Origin of the sequence: Vibrio cholerae, from assembly GCF_008369605.1 — a bacterium.
Classification (GTDB): Bacteria; Pseudomonadota; Gammaproteobacteria; order Enterobacterales; family Vibrionaceae; genus Vibrio; species Vibrio cholerae.
The window spans coordinates 623,291-639,380 of sequence record NZ_CP043556.1 but is presented as its reverse complement, the minus strand read 5'-3'; the positions used below and the strand labels follow the sequence as shown (position 1 = coordinate 639,380).

14 protein-coding genes are annotated in these 16,090 nt (G+C 47.1%); 8 read left to right on the top strand and 6 right to left on the bottom strand.

From position 1 onward, the window contains the following. Positions 1-57: 57 nt before the first annotated feature. From F0316_RS16980 to F0316_RS16965, 4 genes are all read right to left on the bottom strand, one after another. Entirely contained in the window at positions 58-933 is an 876-nt protein-coding gene (locus tag F0316_RS16980; RefSeq protein ID WP_001266194.1) for an NAD(P)-dependent oxidoreductase, read from the bottom strand. Between the two features lie 114 nt (positions 934-1,047). Next, positions 1,048-1,767, bottom strand: coding sequence for a YebC/PmpR family DNA-binding transcriptional regulator (locus F0316_RS16975; protein WP_000533705.1), 720 nt, complete (start codon positions 1,765-1,767; stop codon positions 1,048-1,050). Positions 1,768-1,854: 87 nt separating this feature from the next. Beyond that, positions 1,855-2,064 carry a DUF3283 family protein gene (locus F0316_RS16970; RefSeq protein ID WP_000009502.1) on the bottom strand — a complete coding sequence of 70 codons (210 nt, stop codon included), beginning with the start codon at positions 2,062-2,064 and terminating at the stop codon, positions 1,855-1,857. Positions 2,065-2,226: 162 nt separating this feature from the next. Then, complete coding sequence (locus F0316_RS16965; RefSeq protein ID WP_000026548.1) at positions 2,227-2,424, bottom strand: PA3496 family putative envelope integrity protein; 198 nt, start codon at positions 2,422-2,424, stop codon at positions 2,227-2,229. A 362-nt stretch (positions 2,425-2,786) separates the two neighbouring features. Here F0316_RS16965 and F0316_RS16960 point away from each other — a divergent pair, with 362 nt between their 5' ends. After that, positions 2,787-3,248, top strand: coding sequence for a transcriptional regulator (locus F0316_RS16960; RefSeq protein WP_172626077.1), 462 nt, complete (start codon positions 2,787-2,789; stop codon positions 3,246-3,248). 219 nt (positions 3,249-3,467) lie between these two features. On the opposite strand, the gene F0316_RS16955 is transcribed toward F0316_RS16960, so the two are convergent. Then, positions 3,468-5,444: a replication initiator protein RctB domain-containing protein gene (locus tag F0316_RS16955; protein ID WP_000093519.1), complete on the bottom strand. Its 1,977-nt coding sequence runs from the start codon at positions 5,442-5,444 to the stop codon at positions 3,468-3,470. Between the two features lie 1,234 nt (positions 5,445-6,678). Here F0316_RS16955 and F0316_RS16945 point away from each other — a divergent pair. Continuing rightward, the gene (locus tag F0316_RS16945) at positions 6,679-7,896 is read left to right on the top strand and encodes an AAA family ATPase (protein ID WP_000817997.1); all 1,218 of its coding nucleotides are present in this window, start codon (positions 6,679-6,681) and stop codon (positions 7,894-7,896) included. A gap of 7 nt (positions 7,897-7,903) precedes the next feature. Next, positions 7,904-8,875, top strand: coding sequence for a ParB/RepB/Spo0J family partition protein (locus F0316_RS16940; protein WP_000985779.1), 972 nt, complete (start codon positions 7,904-7,906; stop codon positions 8,873-8,875). A gap of 59 nt (positions 8,876-8,934) precedes the next feature. Here F0316_RS16940 and F0316_RS16935 read toward each other — a convergent pair whose 3' ends face one another. Then, positions 8,935-9,966 carry an ABC transporter substrate-binding protein gene (locus tag F0316_RS16935; RefSeq protein ID WP_000846694.1) on the bottom strand — a complete coding sequence of 344 codons (1,032 nt, stop codon included), beginning with the start codon at positions 9,964-9,966 and terminating at the stop codon, positions 8,935-8,937. 220 nt (positions 9,967-10,186) lie between these two features. On the opposite strand from F0316_RS16935, the gene F0316_RS16930 reads away from it, so the two are divergent. From F0316_RS16930 to F0316_RS16910, 5 genes are all read left to right on the top strand, one after another. After that, complete coding sequence (locus tag F0316_RS16930; protein WP_162813643.1) at positions 10,187-12,235, top strand: GNAT family N-acetyltransferase; 2,049 nt, start codon at positions 10,187-10,189, stop codon at positions 12,233-12,235. Positions 12,236-12,408: 173 nt separating this feature from the next. Beyond that, on the top strand, positions 12,409-13,011 hold the full coding sequence (locus F0316_RS16925) for a thermostable hemolysin (RefSeq protein ID WP_000803565.1): 603 nt from the start codon (positions 12,409-12,411) through the stop codon (positions 13,009-13,011). Positions 13,012-13,021: 10 nt separating this feature from the next. Continuing rightward, on the top strand, positions 13,022-14,545 hold the full coding sequence (locus tag F0316_RS16920; RefSeq protein ID WP_114808403.1) for an AMP-dependent synthetase/ligase: 1,524 nt from the start codon (positions 13,022-13,024) through the stop codon (positions 14,543-14,545). Positions 14,546-14,587: 42 nt separating this feature from the next. Beyond that, positions 14,588-15,271, top strand: a complete 684-nt coding sequence (locus F0316_RS16915; protein ID WP_000145530.1) for a TenA family transcriptional regulator — start codon at positions 14,588-14,590, stop codon at positions 15,269-15,271. Positions 15,272-15,280: 9 nt separating this feature from the next. Next, positions 15,281-16,078, top strand: a complete 798-nt coding sequence (locus F0316_RS16910; protein WP_000351200.1) for an SDR family oxidoreductase — start codon at positions 15,281-15,283, stop codon at positions 16,076-16,078. The last annotated feature ends 12 nt before the right edge of the window (positions 16,079-16,090 follow it).

Sequence of the window (16,090 nt, the reverse complement as noted above, 5' to 3'; positions counted from 1 at the left end):
GGTCACTGATGACCCAAAGCGCCTCTTACACTGAGGCGCTTTTTGTGGTCAGCATGGCTATTTCTTAGCAGCTTCTTTTACCGCTTGAATCAGTACGGAAGTATCCATACGACCTAACCCCTGCGCAGAAAGGCGCTGGTAAGCGGTCATCGTGTTTTCTGTCATCGGTAATCTCAGGCCTAACTGCGCGGCTTCATCTAGGCAAAAACCCAAATCTTTGATCATCCAATCAATCGCAAAGCCAAAATCAAACTTCTCTTGGCTCATGGTGAGCGCGCGATTTTCCATCTGCCAAGAGCCAGCCGCCCCATTTTTCAAACACGCCACCAGATTCGGGATATCCAAACCGGCTTGCTCTGCCAACATCAGTCCTTCAGACAGACCATTCAGCACACCGGCAATACAGATCTGATTGACCATCTTAGCGCGCTGGCCCTGCCCTGCCGCCCCCATCAAAACCGAAGAGCGCCCGTAAGCGGCAAAGATAGGTTGCATCTTGGCAAAGAGTGCTTCGTCGCCACCACACATAATGGTCAAGACGCCATTTTCAGCGCCAGCCTGACCGCCAGAAACAGGGGCATCCATAAAATGCAAACCCGCTTGCTGCGCCGCTGCCAACAACTCTTCAGCCAACAGTGCTGAGGTCGTGGTGTGATCGATCAATACTGCGCCCGGTTTCATCGCGGGAATAGCGCCAGTAGCTGCCGTGGTCATGCTGCGTACATCATCGTCATTGCCTACGCAAGTGAGCACCACATCGGCGTTCTTGACACATTCTGCTACCGTTTCAGCATACTGTCCGCCAAACTGTTTCGCCCACGCCACCGCTTTCGCCTGAGTACGGTTAAAAACCGTGACTTCAAAACCGGCTTTTTGCAGATGTCCCGCCATGGGATACCCCATCACGCCTAATCCAATAAAGCTGACTCTCATCTTGTTCTCCTTATGATTTTTGTTTTTATACCCAAACGACTTGGCGCTGAAGGTAGGACGCTGATATCCCAAAATGAAAAAGCCGAGCTTTCGCTCGGCTTTTTCAGATAACGATTATTCGATATCCGCGTTGTGGTAAACCTGCTGCACATCGTCGCAGTCATCCAGCATATCGAGGAACTTCTGGAATTTTTCTGCGTCTTCACCGCTTACAACAGTGCGGTTTTGTGGAACGAAAGTGATCTCTTCCACATCCAGAGTCAAATCTGGGAATGCTTCGTTCAGAGCAGTTTTCACTTTGAAGAATTCGGTGTTAGGTGCAAATACAGTGATCACGCCATCTTCATGCTCGATGTCTGTCACTTCCGCGTCAGCCATCATCAGCGCTTCAAGAATCGCTTCTTCATCATCGCCTTGGAATTGGAAAACCGCTTGGTGATCAAACATGTGCGCAACCACACCTGGAGTACCAATTTTCGCGCCCGTTTTCACGAAGCATTGGCGTACGTCTTGGTAGGTACGGTTACCGTTGTCCGTTAGACAGTCAACGATCACACTCGCGCCACCAGGGCCGAAACCTTCGTAACGTGCTGGTTGGTAATCTTCACCTGCTCCACCGCTGGCTTTATCCAGTGCTTTTTCGATAACGTGTGCGGGTACTTGGTCTTTTTTCGCTTTCGTGATCAAATGACGCAGCGATAAGTTCATGTCAGGGTCAGTACCGCCGTTTTTCGCACAAACGTAAATCTCTTTACCGTATTTTGAGTAAACTTTAATCTTTGCGCCTTGAGTTTTCGCCATTGAGGCTTTGCGCACTTCAAAACTTCTTCCCATTGGGATGTTCTCTCTAATTCAATGTGTTGCGACGGATTTTAGCAGAAGGCTTGCTGTTTGCAATTTGCCACCTGCTGAGCATAGACGCTACGCAACGCCCATCACTCTTTTGTACTTCTCTATCGACTGTTGAAACCACTGTTTTTCGCTTTCAGAAGCAATCTTGGCCATCTGCTTAGTGATCTCTTCCGGTCCCGCTTTTGCTTGCTTAAGTCGCCAAACAAGGTAAGAAGCTTGTTTATCAAGTTCTACTCTGTTTTTTTCTGCCGCAGTCAGTAATGCAAGGTTGAAAGACATTAGTAAGCCCACAGTCAATAAAATCGTGGGGCGAAATATAACATAGGAATGCGGAAAATTAAGAGTCAAAATGTTGCTTTGGGTGCTTCAAATCAACTAAAGCAATAAAAATAAGTAAGGGTGACCTAAGTCACCCTTCATCGATATCTCTGATACCAAAGGCTAGTGCAACAAACCCAGCTCTTTAGCTTCCTCGATAGTCAGGCCGCTTTCGCGTATCTCACGTAGCGTTTCAATACGGCGTCGAGCTTCCGCTGACTTCAAGTTCTTTGTTGGTCGCTGGGATTCAATTTCTTCAATTGAATCCCATTTGTTGGCAATGTTCGTCATGTCATCATGGTCAATAGAATTAATGGACATAGATACCTCCGAAAAACCATGCTAGGAACAGCTAATCTGTAGCAAAGGCGCTGTGCTTTGTTAAGTAGATTTAATCCATATTGTGATTATGGCAATACTTCAGAAATCCTATCAATAAAACTATAGATATTCTTTTTGCTAATACCCAAACTCACCGCTAAATTGGCGCGTTATTTCGCAGTACAACGCCTCTCTTCTCGGTCATTTTATTGATCTTCCCCTTTCCCTATCAAGAGTATATGGCAAACATTGCCTTCGTGAACCACACTACAAGAATGAAAGCGTGGCATCAGCCATATGGTTTGCTTCAGATCGTTGATCTTATGGGATCAACTCTTTTTTTGATGATCGAGACTTACGGTATGAATGAACTACAGCACTGGTTACACACCATTCATCACTGGTATCAACATAACGATTGTGCTGCCGTCGCTGAATTACAACCTTTGATTTTTGGCGCACCGCAAGCACTCTGGCAGCCTGAGCTCAATTCCACTCAAAGCAAAGAGATTGCCTGCTGGCTTGATGCCTGTTTGCGTCAATTTGAGTTTTATCGCGAGACGGATACCGAGAAGGCCTTGCAATATCTCAATTTGGCTTACGGTCGATTCCAGCTCTGCGCCGCTCAACCTGAGTGTGACTTGGAGTTGAAATCTTGGTGCTTGCTACAGATGCAACAGCTGATGGTGCTGAGTCTTGAACATCTCAACCATCAAGTGGGGGGAGAATCTCAATCTCACGCATTGATCGATGCGCATGTACGTTTTATGGCGTTTCATGCTTGGAACGATGATCAAGGAACTCGAGATCCGATGCGCGGATAGTCGGGATCGAAAGCACTGAGTCGGGATTTTGCCAAATCGTAGGCAAAAAAAGAGCGAGCTATTTAAACTCGCTTAAAACATATGAGCCAATCTACAATTCATCAGATAGGACAAAAGGTTGTCTATTCGTGAAGCAGTGTATCGGTGGTTATTCGGTTCAATGTCAGACTGTTGTCAGGTTTAAGTCACAAAACCAACGCCCAGCCTAATCCGTTTTGGTTAGGCTCCCGCTGCCATCTCATCTAAGGCTCGATACACCGTCTCGTCAATGTGCCCATCTTGAACCAATTTACAGACTTTACGGCGTACCGCTAAACCTGCGATCAATTTTTCGATCGACAGATGTTTACTCTCATTTTGGCTGTTGTAGAGCTCAAGCAGCTTGCTCAAGGTCGGGTATTGGATCACATCGTTTTCAACACGCAGCCAATCTAGCTTGTCTATGAGCTCTACACACTCTTCTTTGATTGATGAAGGGGCATGTCCAGTCATAGCCGCTAAAGCCGTTATACTGCGTTCTAGCGCTTCTGGAGAGGTATAACGCGATAGAGTAATGGTGATTTCATCAGCATTGATTTCGACCAGATGTTTACGTAGCTTCACGCGTCGACCTAAGCGGCCTCTCGGCGAAGGGGCTTTGCGCTGGATTGGTTCAAATTCACCATCGATGATGCTCGATAACTCAGCCAGTTTCTGCTTGGAAACCAGCTCGTTACGTAAAGGGTTAGGCAAGGTTGGAGCCATATTGCGTTTACCCGCGTTGGTGGTTTTGGCTCGTGAATAGCGCAGTACCTCTTCCACATCACATTTGATATCGACTTGGTAATCCACCACTTTGCCTTTCTCTTCGATACTTTTCACAGTCAAGTGGTAACCCCAGAGATTGACCACAAACAGATCTTCACTCCCCTTCCCTTCGGAGAGACGACGAAGTTCGCGGATCAGATCCATAGAAAACCGTCGCCATTCGATGTTTCTGGCCAATTTTTGGTTGAGTTCACTCAGCATCATTACATCGGTATGACGACGAGACATTCGGCTACGGAAATAGGAGTAGAGCTGAAATACCAAGGTATGTTGTTTCAAGATCTCCGGTGGAAACAGGAAGAAATAATCTCGCGTCAGTAACTCTTCAAAAAACGAAGGCTCCCAAACCAAAATGTACAGATTGGGTTTGATGCGGATCTCGCCATCACTGCCTTCCACAGGTGCCTCTTCGGAAGCGGTGATGGTGCGCGCTAAAAAGCGAAAACGATCGCTTTTAAAGCCTTCAGGCATATTCTCACTGAGCCAACGACCCGTCAGTTCATGCAACTGAAAATCGGTAAATTCAATACGATCAATACTGTCACGGATCGAGTCTCGTGCAGGGCCGCTGTCTTTTTTGCCACGTAAAGAGAGAATGTCGGTGATATACAGCGGCGTTTTGTTTGGTGCTTGTTTAGCATTGAAATGGTAATCATCTTGGTGATGATCATGGTACTGCACTGTTAAAGTGAATAAGGCAAACAAAGTCATCAGATCGTCGACCGTCATGATGTTTTTAGACGATCGTGTTTCAATCACAGCACGAGTACCCGATATCGAAACCATAGACTTTTGGTAGCTCTTGCGGGTTCTGGGTGGCGCTAACGCTTGATCAATGATCCCTGCCCAGTTAGTCGGTGAGACCACAAACTGATCAGCCTCATCTTTCATGGCTGGCGGTGTATTTAAACCATGCTCATGCAGTAAACGTTGATTGACTTGCGTCTGTGCTAATGCCTTTGAGCGCTTTTGCTTTTCATTTTGTTTAACCGATTCAGTGACTAAGCTGGTTGAGCCGAGTACCGAGATCAATTGGTTGGGGTTAATGAAACGATGGAGCATGGTTTTGCCAGCCAACCCCTCTTCAAAACGCACTGGGATTTGTTTGAACAATCCAACAGCTACCGCTGCTCTCAACCGCTGCTGGATGGCTGCACGTGTCAGCTGCCCATCGGTTGCATCAATCAGTTCTGTGGTTGAAACTAAGCCATCTCTACTGCGTAATCCACGCAGTGAGATCAGATTCAAAAGTTCAACAATGCTTTTCGTGACACCTTTAAAGTGTTGATACTGTTCAATCCAGTCAATCGCTGCTTCAGAGACTTCAAAAAGATGACCATCTTTGTGAGTTCTTGGCAATTTGATCAATCGTTTTTCTTCTGAGCTCATGGTTAGATCCGTATCACACTTACCGTAATATCACTATAGTTCCAAGAGAATAAAGAAAAAGAGATCATAAATAAAGAAAAATTTGTTGTTTTTAAATAACTGATCTTTCTGATTTAAATGATTAAATATGATTAGAGTGATCTAATGATCTGTGACGATTTTTAGTTCTAATTTATTGTAATTAAAAGAGATTATTTTTAGCCATTCAGAAGCATGATCATGTATTGATGGAAACCATGATCAATACAAGATCGAAAGCATGATCATTTGTTCCTCTAAGCATGATCATCAGTCAACAGAATCAATGATCAACGTAAGCTTCTAAGCATGATCAAGGTGCTCACACAGTTTATCCACAACCTGAGTGGATGACATCAAAGTAGGTCGTTGTATCTCCTTCCTCTCGTACTCTCATTACCACGGAAAGATGATCAAGAGAAGATGATTTCTTGACCATATAGCAATGAATACTTGTGACTTGTGCTTCCAATTGACATCTTCAGCGCCATATTGCGCTGGCTAAGGTGACTGAGTGAGATTACGAAAGCATGATCATGGCTGTTGTTCTGCTTATCTTGTTTTGATTGAGACTTGTTAGGATAGACGGTTTTTCATCACTGACTAGCCAAAGCCTTACTCTGCCTGACATCGACCGTAAATTGATAATGAATTTACATGCTTCCGCGACGATTTACCTCTTGATCATCGATCCGATTGAAGATCTTCAATTGTTAATTCTCTTGCCTCGACTGATAGCCATGATGAGCTCTTGATCATGTTTCCTTAACCCTCTATTTTTTACGGAAGAATGATCAAGCTGCTGCTCTTGATCATCGTTTCGGTGATACTTATTCGCTGGAGGAAAGATAGGCATTTTCTCATCTTGCTTGAGTCCTGCGCATCATTTCAATCAGAATGGCATTCACCGTAACTTAGTGGCTCGGTTTAATCGTTCCGCTTACGGCTCGCTTTTATTTATTCATCATCACTTCAAAACGTGGCTTTACATTGTAAATAAGTGACACTGTAATATTTAAAATATTTTCTTCTTATCGAAGAATGTGTGGGTTATTTAAACGCGGTTTTTATACCTAACTTTGTTCATTTGGTATCAATTTTCTGTTAATACTCCAATATGTGTGATTTTGATTCATTGTTTTATGTTCACCTTTTTGTTGTTTTAAATAAGCTATGCTGTACAATCTGTTTAAAGCCCTAATAACGGAAATTGGCAATGAAAAGAGAACAAACGATAGAGAATCTCTACCAGCTTGCACAACTTACCCAACAAGTGCAGGCCGATCGAATTGAGATTGTATTAGAGGAGCGCCGTGATGAGCATTTTCCTCCAATGTCTAAAGCCCTTATGGAAACTCGTTCAGGCTTAACACGTCGCAAGCTTGATGAAGCTATCGCTAAGATGGAAGAAGCGGGACATCAATTTACCAAAAATAACGCGAATCACTACTCTATCTCTCTTTCCGAAGCGCATATGTTGATGGATGCCGCTGGCGTGCCTAAATTCCATGAGCGCAAAAAAAATAATGAGAATAAACCGTGGATCATCAACGTGCAGAACCAAAAGGGTGGTACGGGGAAATCAATGACCGCGGTACACCTTGCCGCTTGTTTAGCGCTCAATTTGGATAAGCGTTACCGCATCTGCTTGATTGACTTAGACCCACAAGGTTCATTGCGCCTATTTTTGAATCCACAAATCAGTCTGGCTGAGCATACGAATATCTATTCCGCGGTTGATATCATGCTGGATAATGTGCCAGATGGGGTGCAAGTGGACACTGAGTTTTTGCGCAAAAACGTGATGTTGCCAACTCAATATCCGAATTTGAAAACCATTTCTGCGTTTCCTGAGGATGCGATGTTTAACGCAGAGGCGTGGCAATATCTCTCACAAAATCAATCACTAGATATTGTTCGCTTACTCAAAGAGAAGCTGATCGATAAAATTGCCAGCGATTTTGACATCATCATGATTGATACTGGTCCACACGTTGATCCACTGGTATGGAACGCGATGTATGCCTCGAATGCCTTACTGATCCCTTGTGCGGCTAAGCGACTGGACTGGGCTTCCACGGTCAATTTCTTCCAACATTTGCCCACGGTGTACGAGATGTTCCCTGAAGATTGGAAAGGGCTCGAATTTGTACGCCTGATGCCAACCATGTTTGAGGATGACAACAAGAAGCAGGTGTCGGTACTGACCGAAATGAATTATTTATTGGGCGATCAAGTCATGATGGCCACGATCCCACGCAGCCGTGCGTTTGAAACCTGTGCGGATACTTACAGTACTGTCTTTGATTTGACCGTTAACGATTTCGAGGGCGGTAAAAAAACCTTGGCGACCGCTCAGGATGCGGTACAAAAAAGTGCTTTAGAGCTAGAGCGCGTACTTCATTCACATTGGTCTTCACTGAATCAGGGGTAAGTAACTTATGGCAATTAAAACTTCTGAACTGAACGCAAAGCTGTTTGGAAAGGCGGATAAGCGCCGTGCAACGACGCCTGCAGAAGCGCAATCTGCGGTGAAAGCACAAGCACAGATGATTGAGTTGGCTGTAGCGGGTGAAGAGGTAGTGACCTTTGAACTGATGCGAATTCCGGCTGATGAAGTCGCGGAAAAAACCGTGGTGTTTGCTCAAAATGCCCGTGAACAGGCGTTTTTAACCGAACATGCCTTGGCTGATGTTCTGACCACATTGCGTGAGCGTGGACAGCAATACCCAGCCGTTGGCCGTAAAACCGCAGATGGCAAAATCGAAGTGCTCGATGGTAGCCGTCGTCGCATGTCTTGTATCTTGGCGGGCAAAGAGTTTTTGGTGTATGTGGCTGAAAATATCAATGCTGAGCACGCTAAGTTTTTGTCTGATGTCGCGAATGCGCATAAACCTCTTTCTCTGTATGAGAAAGGTAAAGAGATGCAAGCCAAGCTCGATAGTGGTGAAGCGGAAGACCAAAAAGCGCTCGCCAAAATGTTCCAGTGCAGTGAGGCATTGGTCAGTGGTGCCTTAAAAGCCGCCGCTTTGCCGCTAGAGCTTTTGCAGGCGTATCCGAGTGTTGTCGAGCTGGGCCGCCCTACTATCGTTAAATTACATAAACAGTTTAACGAGTTGAATGAGGCTCAGCGTGAGCAATTATTAGCGAAATGCCATCAAGAAAATGGTTTCGTGTGGCAGCAATCTCAAGCTCAAGGTGTGGCGCGTATTACCAAAGAAGTCACGGAAACTATCGAAAGCTGGATTCAAGATGTGTTACCTCCTAAGCGCACCGAAACACCTAAGGTGGAGCTTATCAAAGGCCGCGCCAGCTATGCTCGTAAAGGCCATAATTTGGTGCTGAATTTGAAGAAAATTGATGATGAGCTGATGCAAGATATTCTTGATTTTGTGCAGCGTAAGCTAAACTGAGTCGACTCAAATAACAAAGCCCGCTGATGCGGGCTTTGTGCGTTTTAGGGGGCTTAGCCTTATTGGTTTCTTAGGCGCTGCCAGTACTTCTCATAAATCGCCAGCGTTTCTGGGCCGACATCGTTGATGAACTCGCCTTTTTTCATATCTTCATCCGATGGGAAGATAGTCGGGTTATCACGCAGTTCTGCTGGTAGCAGTGCTCGACCGCCTTTGGTGGCAGAGGCATAACCTAAGCTTTGTACAATCTCAGCTTGGTTTTCTGGTTGGTACATAAAGTTAATAAACTTGTGCGCCAACGGAATGTTCTTGCTGCCTGAAGGAATGGTGAAGTTATCCATCCACAGTACCGCGCCTTCTTCTGGCATAACGAATTTCAGCTCAGGCATTTCCACTTGGCCTTGGTAAGCGTTGCCGTTCCACTGCATGCCCAGTGTGGCTTCGCCAGAAACGTAAGGCACGTGTGGCGCATCTGAGTTATACAGCAATACGTTTTTCTTCAGTGCCACCAGAGATTCGTACGCTTTCTTGATTTCCTCTTCATTTTTGGTGTTGATGCTAAAGCCGTTAAGCTTTAGAGCCATACCAAACACGTCGCGGATATCGTCAATCAGCATGACTTGCTGTTCGTATTGCTTATCCCACAGATCTGCCCATTTTGTGATGCCGTTAGGCAGGGTAGACGAGTTGTAGTAAAGACCCGTAATCCCCCAAATGTAAGGGAGTGAGAATTTGTTTTGAGGATCGTGCGCCAGTCCTAATACGGTTGGCATTGCATCTTTCATGTTCGGGATTTGGTTATGATCGATTTCTGCCAGTAGCCCTTCACGGCCCATCTTTTCGATAAAATAAGCGGACGCAAACACGACATCGTAACCAGTGCCTTTCAGAAGTTTGAGTTTGGTATACATTGACTCATTATTCTCAAAGGTTGAATAGTTAATAGTAACGCCTTCTTGTTGTTCAAAAGCTTTCAGCGACTTCTCTGGCAGATAGCCACCCCACGCATACACGTTTAGGGTTTGCTCTGCATAAACCTGAGAAGAGGCAACGACTGCAGAAAGTACCAATCCTTTAATGAAAGTTTTCATTGCATTTTGATTCCTTTTTAGCCCAGCCCAATGCCGGGGTTCGAGTGCATAATTAGTGAATTTTTTGCTGTGATAAAGCAAATATAATTTGTCGTTAAGAAAAAATATTTTAGCCTTCTGTTAACAAATGTTTCCTCCTTCTTACGATGCCTTTCAAGGCGTTACAGCGATCGGTTGGGCTTGTGCTAACATGGCGCATCATTTTGGAATATCGCTCGTTATGACTCAGCCAATCACCTATTTATTGCAACTTCAGCAGCTCGCCAAGCAAGGACAGACTCGCTTTGGCTGTTGGCTTCGTGGTGATGCACAGTGGCAGCATCACTTATTGAAAACACTTGTTCCGCACTTTTCCGAACAACCGATATTGATGTTAGGACAAACTGAGCTAGAGGGTGTGACTTGTGTCGACTATCGCCAAGGTCAGCAATGGTTAGGGCGAGAATGCCAACTCCTGATCGTAGATTTAACGCAAGGTTGGGATGCCAATAGCTTTAATGCGGTGCTGGGTACCTTGGTGGGCGGTGGATTACTGTTGGTGGTTGGCGAACCGACTACACTCAACCATTGTGCACGAGTCTGGCTAGAGCGCGCTTGTCATCGCTTGCTTGTGATTACGCCACAAACGGTGCCGGCTTTACCCCATTCGGCTTCGGTTACGCGAACGAATACCGAACAAACTTATACCGAACAAACTTATACCGAACAAAGATTGGCGATCGACAGCATCATTAAAGTCGTGACTGGGCATCGCAAGCGTCCTTTAGTGCTGACTGCCGATCGCGGGCGTGGAAAAACCAGCGCACTGGGATTGGCGGCCGCAGAGCTGATGTCATCGCGCTCTATGCATATTGTGGTGACTGCACCTACTTTGGCTGCCGTGGAGCCGCTGTTTGTGCATGCCCAGCGCACATTACCGCAAGCCCATCGCCAGCGCGGTGAGGTGCAAACGGCACAGTCAAGCTTACGTTTTATGGCTCCGGATGAGCTACTGCGCACTCAACCTGAGTGTGATTTATTGCTGGTCGACGAAGCCGCTGCGCTGCCGTTGCCATTTTTAAAACGTTGGGTGGAGCGCTATCACCGCGCAGTATTTTCTTCGACCATTCATGGCTACGAAGGGTGTGGGCGCGGTTTTTCTCTAAAATTTCAGAGTTGGTTGCAAGTACAACGCCCGCAGATGCGCTCACTGCATCTTGAGCAGCCGATCCGCTGGGCGGCGGGGGATGCGCTGGAACAGTGGCAAAATCAGGTATTTCTTCTACAAAGTGAGCTGCCTGAAGTTGCCCTAGAGCAGGTGAGAGAACCGCTGTCTTTTTCTTTATTCAGTCAGCCTGAGTGTGTGGAGCAACCTGAGCAATTAGCACAAGTGTTTGCACTTTTGGTCAATGCGCATTATCAAACCTCGCCCAACGATCTCTTTGCTTTACTGCAAGATGAAGCGATGACGTTGTTCGTCGCTTATCAAGGAGAGGTGTGCGTCGGTTGCGTTTTGGCGGTCCGTGAAGGGGGGTTAGACGCGCCGACGATTGAGGCGATTCAACTGGGAACGCGGCGTCCGAAAGGGCATTTAACCCCCGTGACTTTGGCGAATCAATTAGGAATTAGCCAAGCGGCGCGCCAATCTTGCTGGCGAATATTACGTATTGCCGTCCATCCCGACTGCCAACGCCAAGGCATGGGTAGCCAATTGTTGACCCATTTTATTGCGCAGCATCACGCGGATTATTACGCCACCAGCTTCGGGGTGAGTGAAGATTTATTGCCATTTTGGCTAGCTAACCACTTCGTACCAATAAAACTCGGTTCGCATCGAGATCAGGCGAGTGGTTGTTACTCTCTCTTGATGGTGCGCGGAGAGCATCTCGATTGGTTGGAGCAAGCCAAACAGCAGTTTAGTGCACATTGGATTTTTGAACTCAGTGATTCTCTGCAAGCGTTGGAGCCACAAATCATCCAACAGCTTTTACCTAGCACTGTCGCCTTGCCTCAACCTCAGATCCCTTTGGATTTGATCGATCGTTACGCGCGAGGTGGAGCAAATTACGAAAGCGTGGCGGTGTGGCTTTATGCTTGGCTACTGGCTACGGCTCCATTACTAGAGAGCCTATCCCCTTTGTTGATCAGTAAAATTCTGCAGCGTAAAAGTTGGGCGGCCTGTGCCGAGCAGTTTCAGTTAAGTGGGAAGCGGCAAGTCGAGCAAGCGGTGCGAACGGAAATCTTGGCTTTGCTTGTGAATTTACAGTGTAAATATACTCTTCCTACTTGAAGCTGCAGCGGTGCTGGCTAGGTGTGTCTGCCTCAAGCATCGAACTTGTCTCTGCTCATCAGAATGAATGTACTGGCTGGCGAGCTGCTAATTTAAGTCGTTTCGGTATATTAAGGGATTCTTAAGTTAGGTGGATTACTTTTGACTTACAGAGTAAGCAAAGGGAAACACCAATGAAACCTCTACCTTGTCTAGCCGATTTGACACTGGAAGTCATTACACCCACGCATCCACGTTGGAATGAGGCGATCAAACTGGTTGATGAGCGCTATCAACAAGCGTTTGATGCCCACCTCACCGCTTATATGCCTGCTTATTTAGCGCTGCTTGATAAACAGGTCATGAAGTCTGTCTGTGGATACCGGATTGCAGAGCAAGAGCCGCTGTTTCTTGAACAATATCTCGATGAGCCTGCCGATCGTCTTCTTGCACAACGTTTTGCATGTCCGATACCTCGTGGCAAGTTGATTGAATTTGGCCATCTTGCTTCTTTTGGTCGCGGGCTTTCAGCGTTTCACTTTCGTTTGATGGCACAGCAGTTGGTCGCCATGGGGTTTGAGTGGTGCATTTTTACTGCAACCGATCCTCTGCATGCCCTGATGCGTCGTTTTGGCCTGCAACCCACCTTGATTGCCCAAGCTTCTCCAGCTCGTATTCCCAATGCTTCTCAAATCTGGGGAACTTACTATCAGCACCGTCCGCGTATTTTGGCGGGCAATTTAGTGCATGGTTGCACCCATCTCAATCAATTACACCTTAATCAAAAGCAAGCGTGAGTAGTCAAAGATGAATCGAATTCTCGCTGCGCTGCAGCAGCATGCCTTGCACCAACCGCAGAAAATGGCTTTTGTTGGCCATAACGCTGAGCAAGAGAGGATAGCTCTCAATTATTCTCAACTGTTAGAGCGAGTCGAGCTGATCGCCAATCAGCTGCAGCGGTTATCCGCAAACTGCATCGCATTACGTGCACAAAACAGTGTCGACTGGGTTGCGCTCGATTTAGCCGCGATGTGGTCACACATCGTTATGGTTCCTGTCCCGACCTTTTTTACATCAGAACAAGTCGCTCATTTACTGAATGAGGCGAATGTTGAACTCTGTCTTGGTGATTGGCCTGAGTTGGGTTCGCCTTCACTGACAGTCGGTGGCTTTGACGCTTGGCACTATCAGGGCAATAAACCGAGGAATAGACTCAATCGCGTTTTGGCGGGTACACAAAAAATAACGTTCACCTCTGGCTCAACAGGCACTCCGAAAGGGGTTTGTTTGAGTGAAGAAAATCTAGAGCGCGTTACGCTGGCCATCGCAGAGCAGATGAGCGCGCAAGTTGAGCAGCATTTGGTGATGTTGCCGCTCGCCACGCTGCTGGAAAATATCACAGGAATTTACGTGCCTTTATTGCTCGGGGTGACTTCAAGCGTACTGTTTGGTGAATCGGTAGGGCTGTCTGGCTCTAGTCAATTTTCTCCCACTCAGTTTGCCAACGCATTGAGCGTTTATCTGCCATCCAGTTTGGTTCTTACCCCAGCGTTATTGATGGCGCTGATTCAGGTGGTGAAACAGGCTCCCGAGTTGGCGAAGTCGCTGCAATGGGTGGCGGTCGGTGGTGCGCGTGTTGCGGCTGAACTTATCCATAGCGCACGAGCCCTTGGCATTCCTGCTTATGAAGGCTATGGACTTTCTGAATGCGCTTCGGTGGTTAGCATGAATACGCCGCAACATGACCAGCCCGGTAGTTGTGGCAAGCCGCTGAGCCATCTACAAATCCAATTGGCTGAAGATGGTGAATTGTGGGTTCGTGGCAATAGTGCGCTGGGTTATATCGGCGAGCCATTGACCGACGAATGGCTTGCCACGGGTGATATGGCGACACTCGATGAGCAGGGATTTCTTTGTATCGTAGGGCGCAAAAAAAATCTCATCATTACTCCCTTTGGGCGCAACATCGCACCGGAATGGATTGAGTCTCACGCGCAAGTTTGGTTACCGCAATGCCGTTTCGTAGTGGTCGGCGATGATGAGGTGGGGTTAGTGGCTGTGATTGATCGCCTAATGCCCGATCTGGAGCAACGTGTGCAACAAATGAATCATCAGTTACCTGACTACGCACAGATCCAACAACTGCTTTTCGTCAATCAGCCGAGCGCATGGCAGGCTTGGTTGACGGCCAATGGCCGACCCAAGCGAGCGTTGATTGAGAACGCGCAGCACACTTTTCGTCGAGTGCGTAATGCGCCCGACCTCAATTGGCAATACCTGTATCCCCTTCCTGCAAGAAGCGGTAGCGGTATTGGCGATATTTCACGGTAAGTCGTTCGAGCCTCTTTGAGGCTCACGATGAGGAGAACTCTCATGACAGGATTTTTTCAACGTTTACAAAAAGAGACGCAAGCGGCTCAGCAACAGATGTTACAAGCTCCAGTATTTGCAGCTTGTGCTCGCGGCGAGATCACGCTTGACATGTACTTAAGCTTTTTGACCCAAGCCTACCATCACGTCAAACATACCGTACCACTGTTAATGGCGTGTGGGGGACGATTGAGTGATCGTTATGAGTGGGTGCGTATTGCCATTGCCGACTATATCGATGAGGAAAAAGGTCACCAAGAATGGATCCTCAATGATATTCGAGTTTGTGGTGGTGATGCTCAAGCGGTGCGAAATAACCAAGGGGTGGGTCAAGTCAGTACACCGATTGAATTGATGGTCGCTTATCTCTACCACCAGATTGATCGCGCCAATCCGCTCGCGTTGTTTGGTATGGTCTGGGTGCTCGAAGGGACGAGTGTGGGCGTGGGCGGCAACATAGCGCGCTTGGTCAAACAGCAGCTCAATTTACCTGCTAAAGCCATGAGCTATCTCACCTCACACAGTGAACTGGATCAAGACCACATTCGCTTCTTCGAATCCTTAATGGACAAAATGACCGCGGAAGAGGATCAGCAAGCGATTATCCACTCGGCGAATCAGGTGTTTTATCTGTATGGGCAGATGTTGCGTGAATTACTGCCCCAGACCCAGCAACAGGCAGCTTAGGAGGCGTTTATGGACATTCATCAACAATATGTGTTGTTAACGGGCGCTTCAGGTGGCATTGGCGAGCCTATCGCTCATACTTTAGCGGCGCGTGGTGCGCGGTTAATCTTGTTAGCGCGTGATGAGCAAAAACTTGAAGCATTGCGTCAATCACTCCCCAAGCCAGAGCAGCATCGGGTTGTGAGCGCAGATTTAACCAGTGAAGCGGGAATGGAGCAACTGCAGGCTTTGGTGGAAGAATTAAACCGCGCCCAGCAGCGCATCGCCGTCGTGATCAATAATGCAGGGACCAATCAGTTCTGTTTGCTGGCGCGTCGTTCGATGGAGTCGGTGCAGCGTGAGTTAGCTCTGAATTTAATGACGCCAATCCAAATCATGCACCACGTTTTGCAATGGAGCCATAAACCGCAGATGGTCATCAATATTGGTTCCAGTCTCGGGGCGATAGGGTATCCGGGCTATGCCAGCTATTGTGCCGCGAAAGCGGGATTGCACCGTTTTAGCGAAGCGATGAACCGAGAGCTCGCGGGGACGGGAATGAAAGTGCTCTATTTAGCGCCACGAGCAACCAATACTTCGCTCAACAGTGAGGCCGTTCAGCAGCTCAATCGAGCACTAGGCAATCGCAGTGATGAGCCTTCCTTGGTTGCTGCGCAGGTGGCCAAAATGATTGAAACGGAGCAAAACGTCATGTGGATCGGTTGGCCGGAGAAACTTCTGGTGCGTCTTAACCAACTACTGCCGAGCTTGGTTTCTCGGGCAATTAGAAAGCAACAACCCGTCTTATTGTCATTTTTAAATCGCTAAAGCGTGATAATT

What these genes read in the sequence shown, in the direction of transcription:
- F0316_RS16980 (WP_001266194.1), bottom strand. Translation starts at nt 933, where the DNA reads ATGAGAGTCAGCTTTATTGGATTAGGCGTGATGGGGTATCCCATGGCG.
- F0316_RS16975 (WP_000533705.1), bottom strand. Translation starts at nt 1,767, where the DNA reads ATGGGAAGAAGTTTTGAAGTGCGCAAAGCCTCAATGGCGAAAACTCAA.
- F0316_RS16970 (WP_000009502.1), bottom strand. Translation starts at nt 2,064, where the DNA reads ATGTCTTTCAACCTTGCATTACTGACTGCGGCAGAAAAAAACAGAGTA.
- F0316_RS16965 (WP_000026548.1), bottom strand. Translation starts at nt 2,424, where the DNA reads ATGTCCATTAATTCTATTGACCATGATGACATGACGAACATTGCCAAC.
- F0316_RS16960 (WP_172626077.1), top strand. Translation starts at nt 2,787, where the DNA reads ATGAATGAACTACAGCACTGGTTACACACCATTCATCACTGGTATCAA.
- F0316_RS16955 (WP_000093519.1), bottom strand. Translation starts at nt 5,444, where the DNA reads ATGAGCTCAGAAGAAAAACGATTGATCAAATTGCCAAGAACTCACAAA.
- F0316_RS16945 (WP_000817997.1), top strand. Translation starts at nt 6,679, where the DNA reads ATGAAAAGAGAACAAACGATAGAGAATCTCTACCAGCTTGCACAACTT.
- F0316_RS16940 (WP_000985779.1), top strand. Translation starts at nt 7,904, where the DNA reads ATGGCAATTAAAACTTCTGAACTGAACGCAAAGCTGTTTGGAAAGGCG.
- F0316_RS16935 (WP_000846694.1), bottom strand. Translation starts at nt 9,966, where the DNA reads ATGAAAACTTTCATTAAAGGATTGGTACTTTCTGCAGTCGTTGCCTCT.
- F0316_RS16930 (WP_162813643.1), top strand. Translation starts at nt 10,187, where the DNA reads ATGACTCAGCCAATCACCTATTTATTGCAACTTCAGCAGCTCGCCAAG.
- F0316_RS16925 (WP_000803565.1), top strand. Translation starts at nt 12,409, where the DNA reads ATGAAACCTCTACCTTGTCTAGCCGATTTGACACTGGAAGTCATTACA.
- F0316_RS16920 (WP_114808403.1), top strand. Translation starts at nt 13,022, where the DNA reads ATGAATCGAATTCTCGCTGCGCTGCAGCAGCATGCCTTGCACCAACCG.
- F0316_RS16915 (WP_000145530.1), top strand. Translation starts at nt 14,588, where the DNA reads ATGACAGGATTTTTTCAACGTTTACAAAAAGAGACGCAAGCGGCTCAG.
- F0316_RS16910 (WP_000351200.1), top strand. Translation starts at nt 15,281, where the DNA reads ATGGACATTCATCAACAATATGTGTTGTTAACGGGCGCTTCAGGTGGC.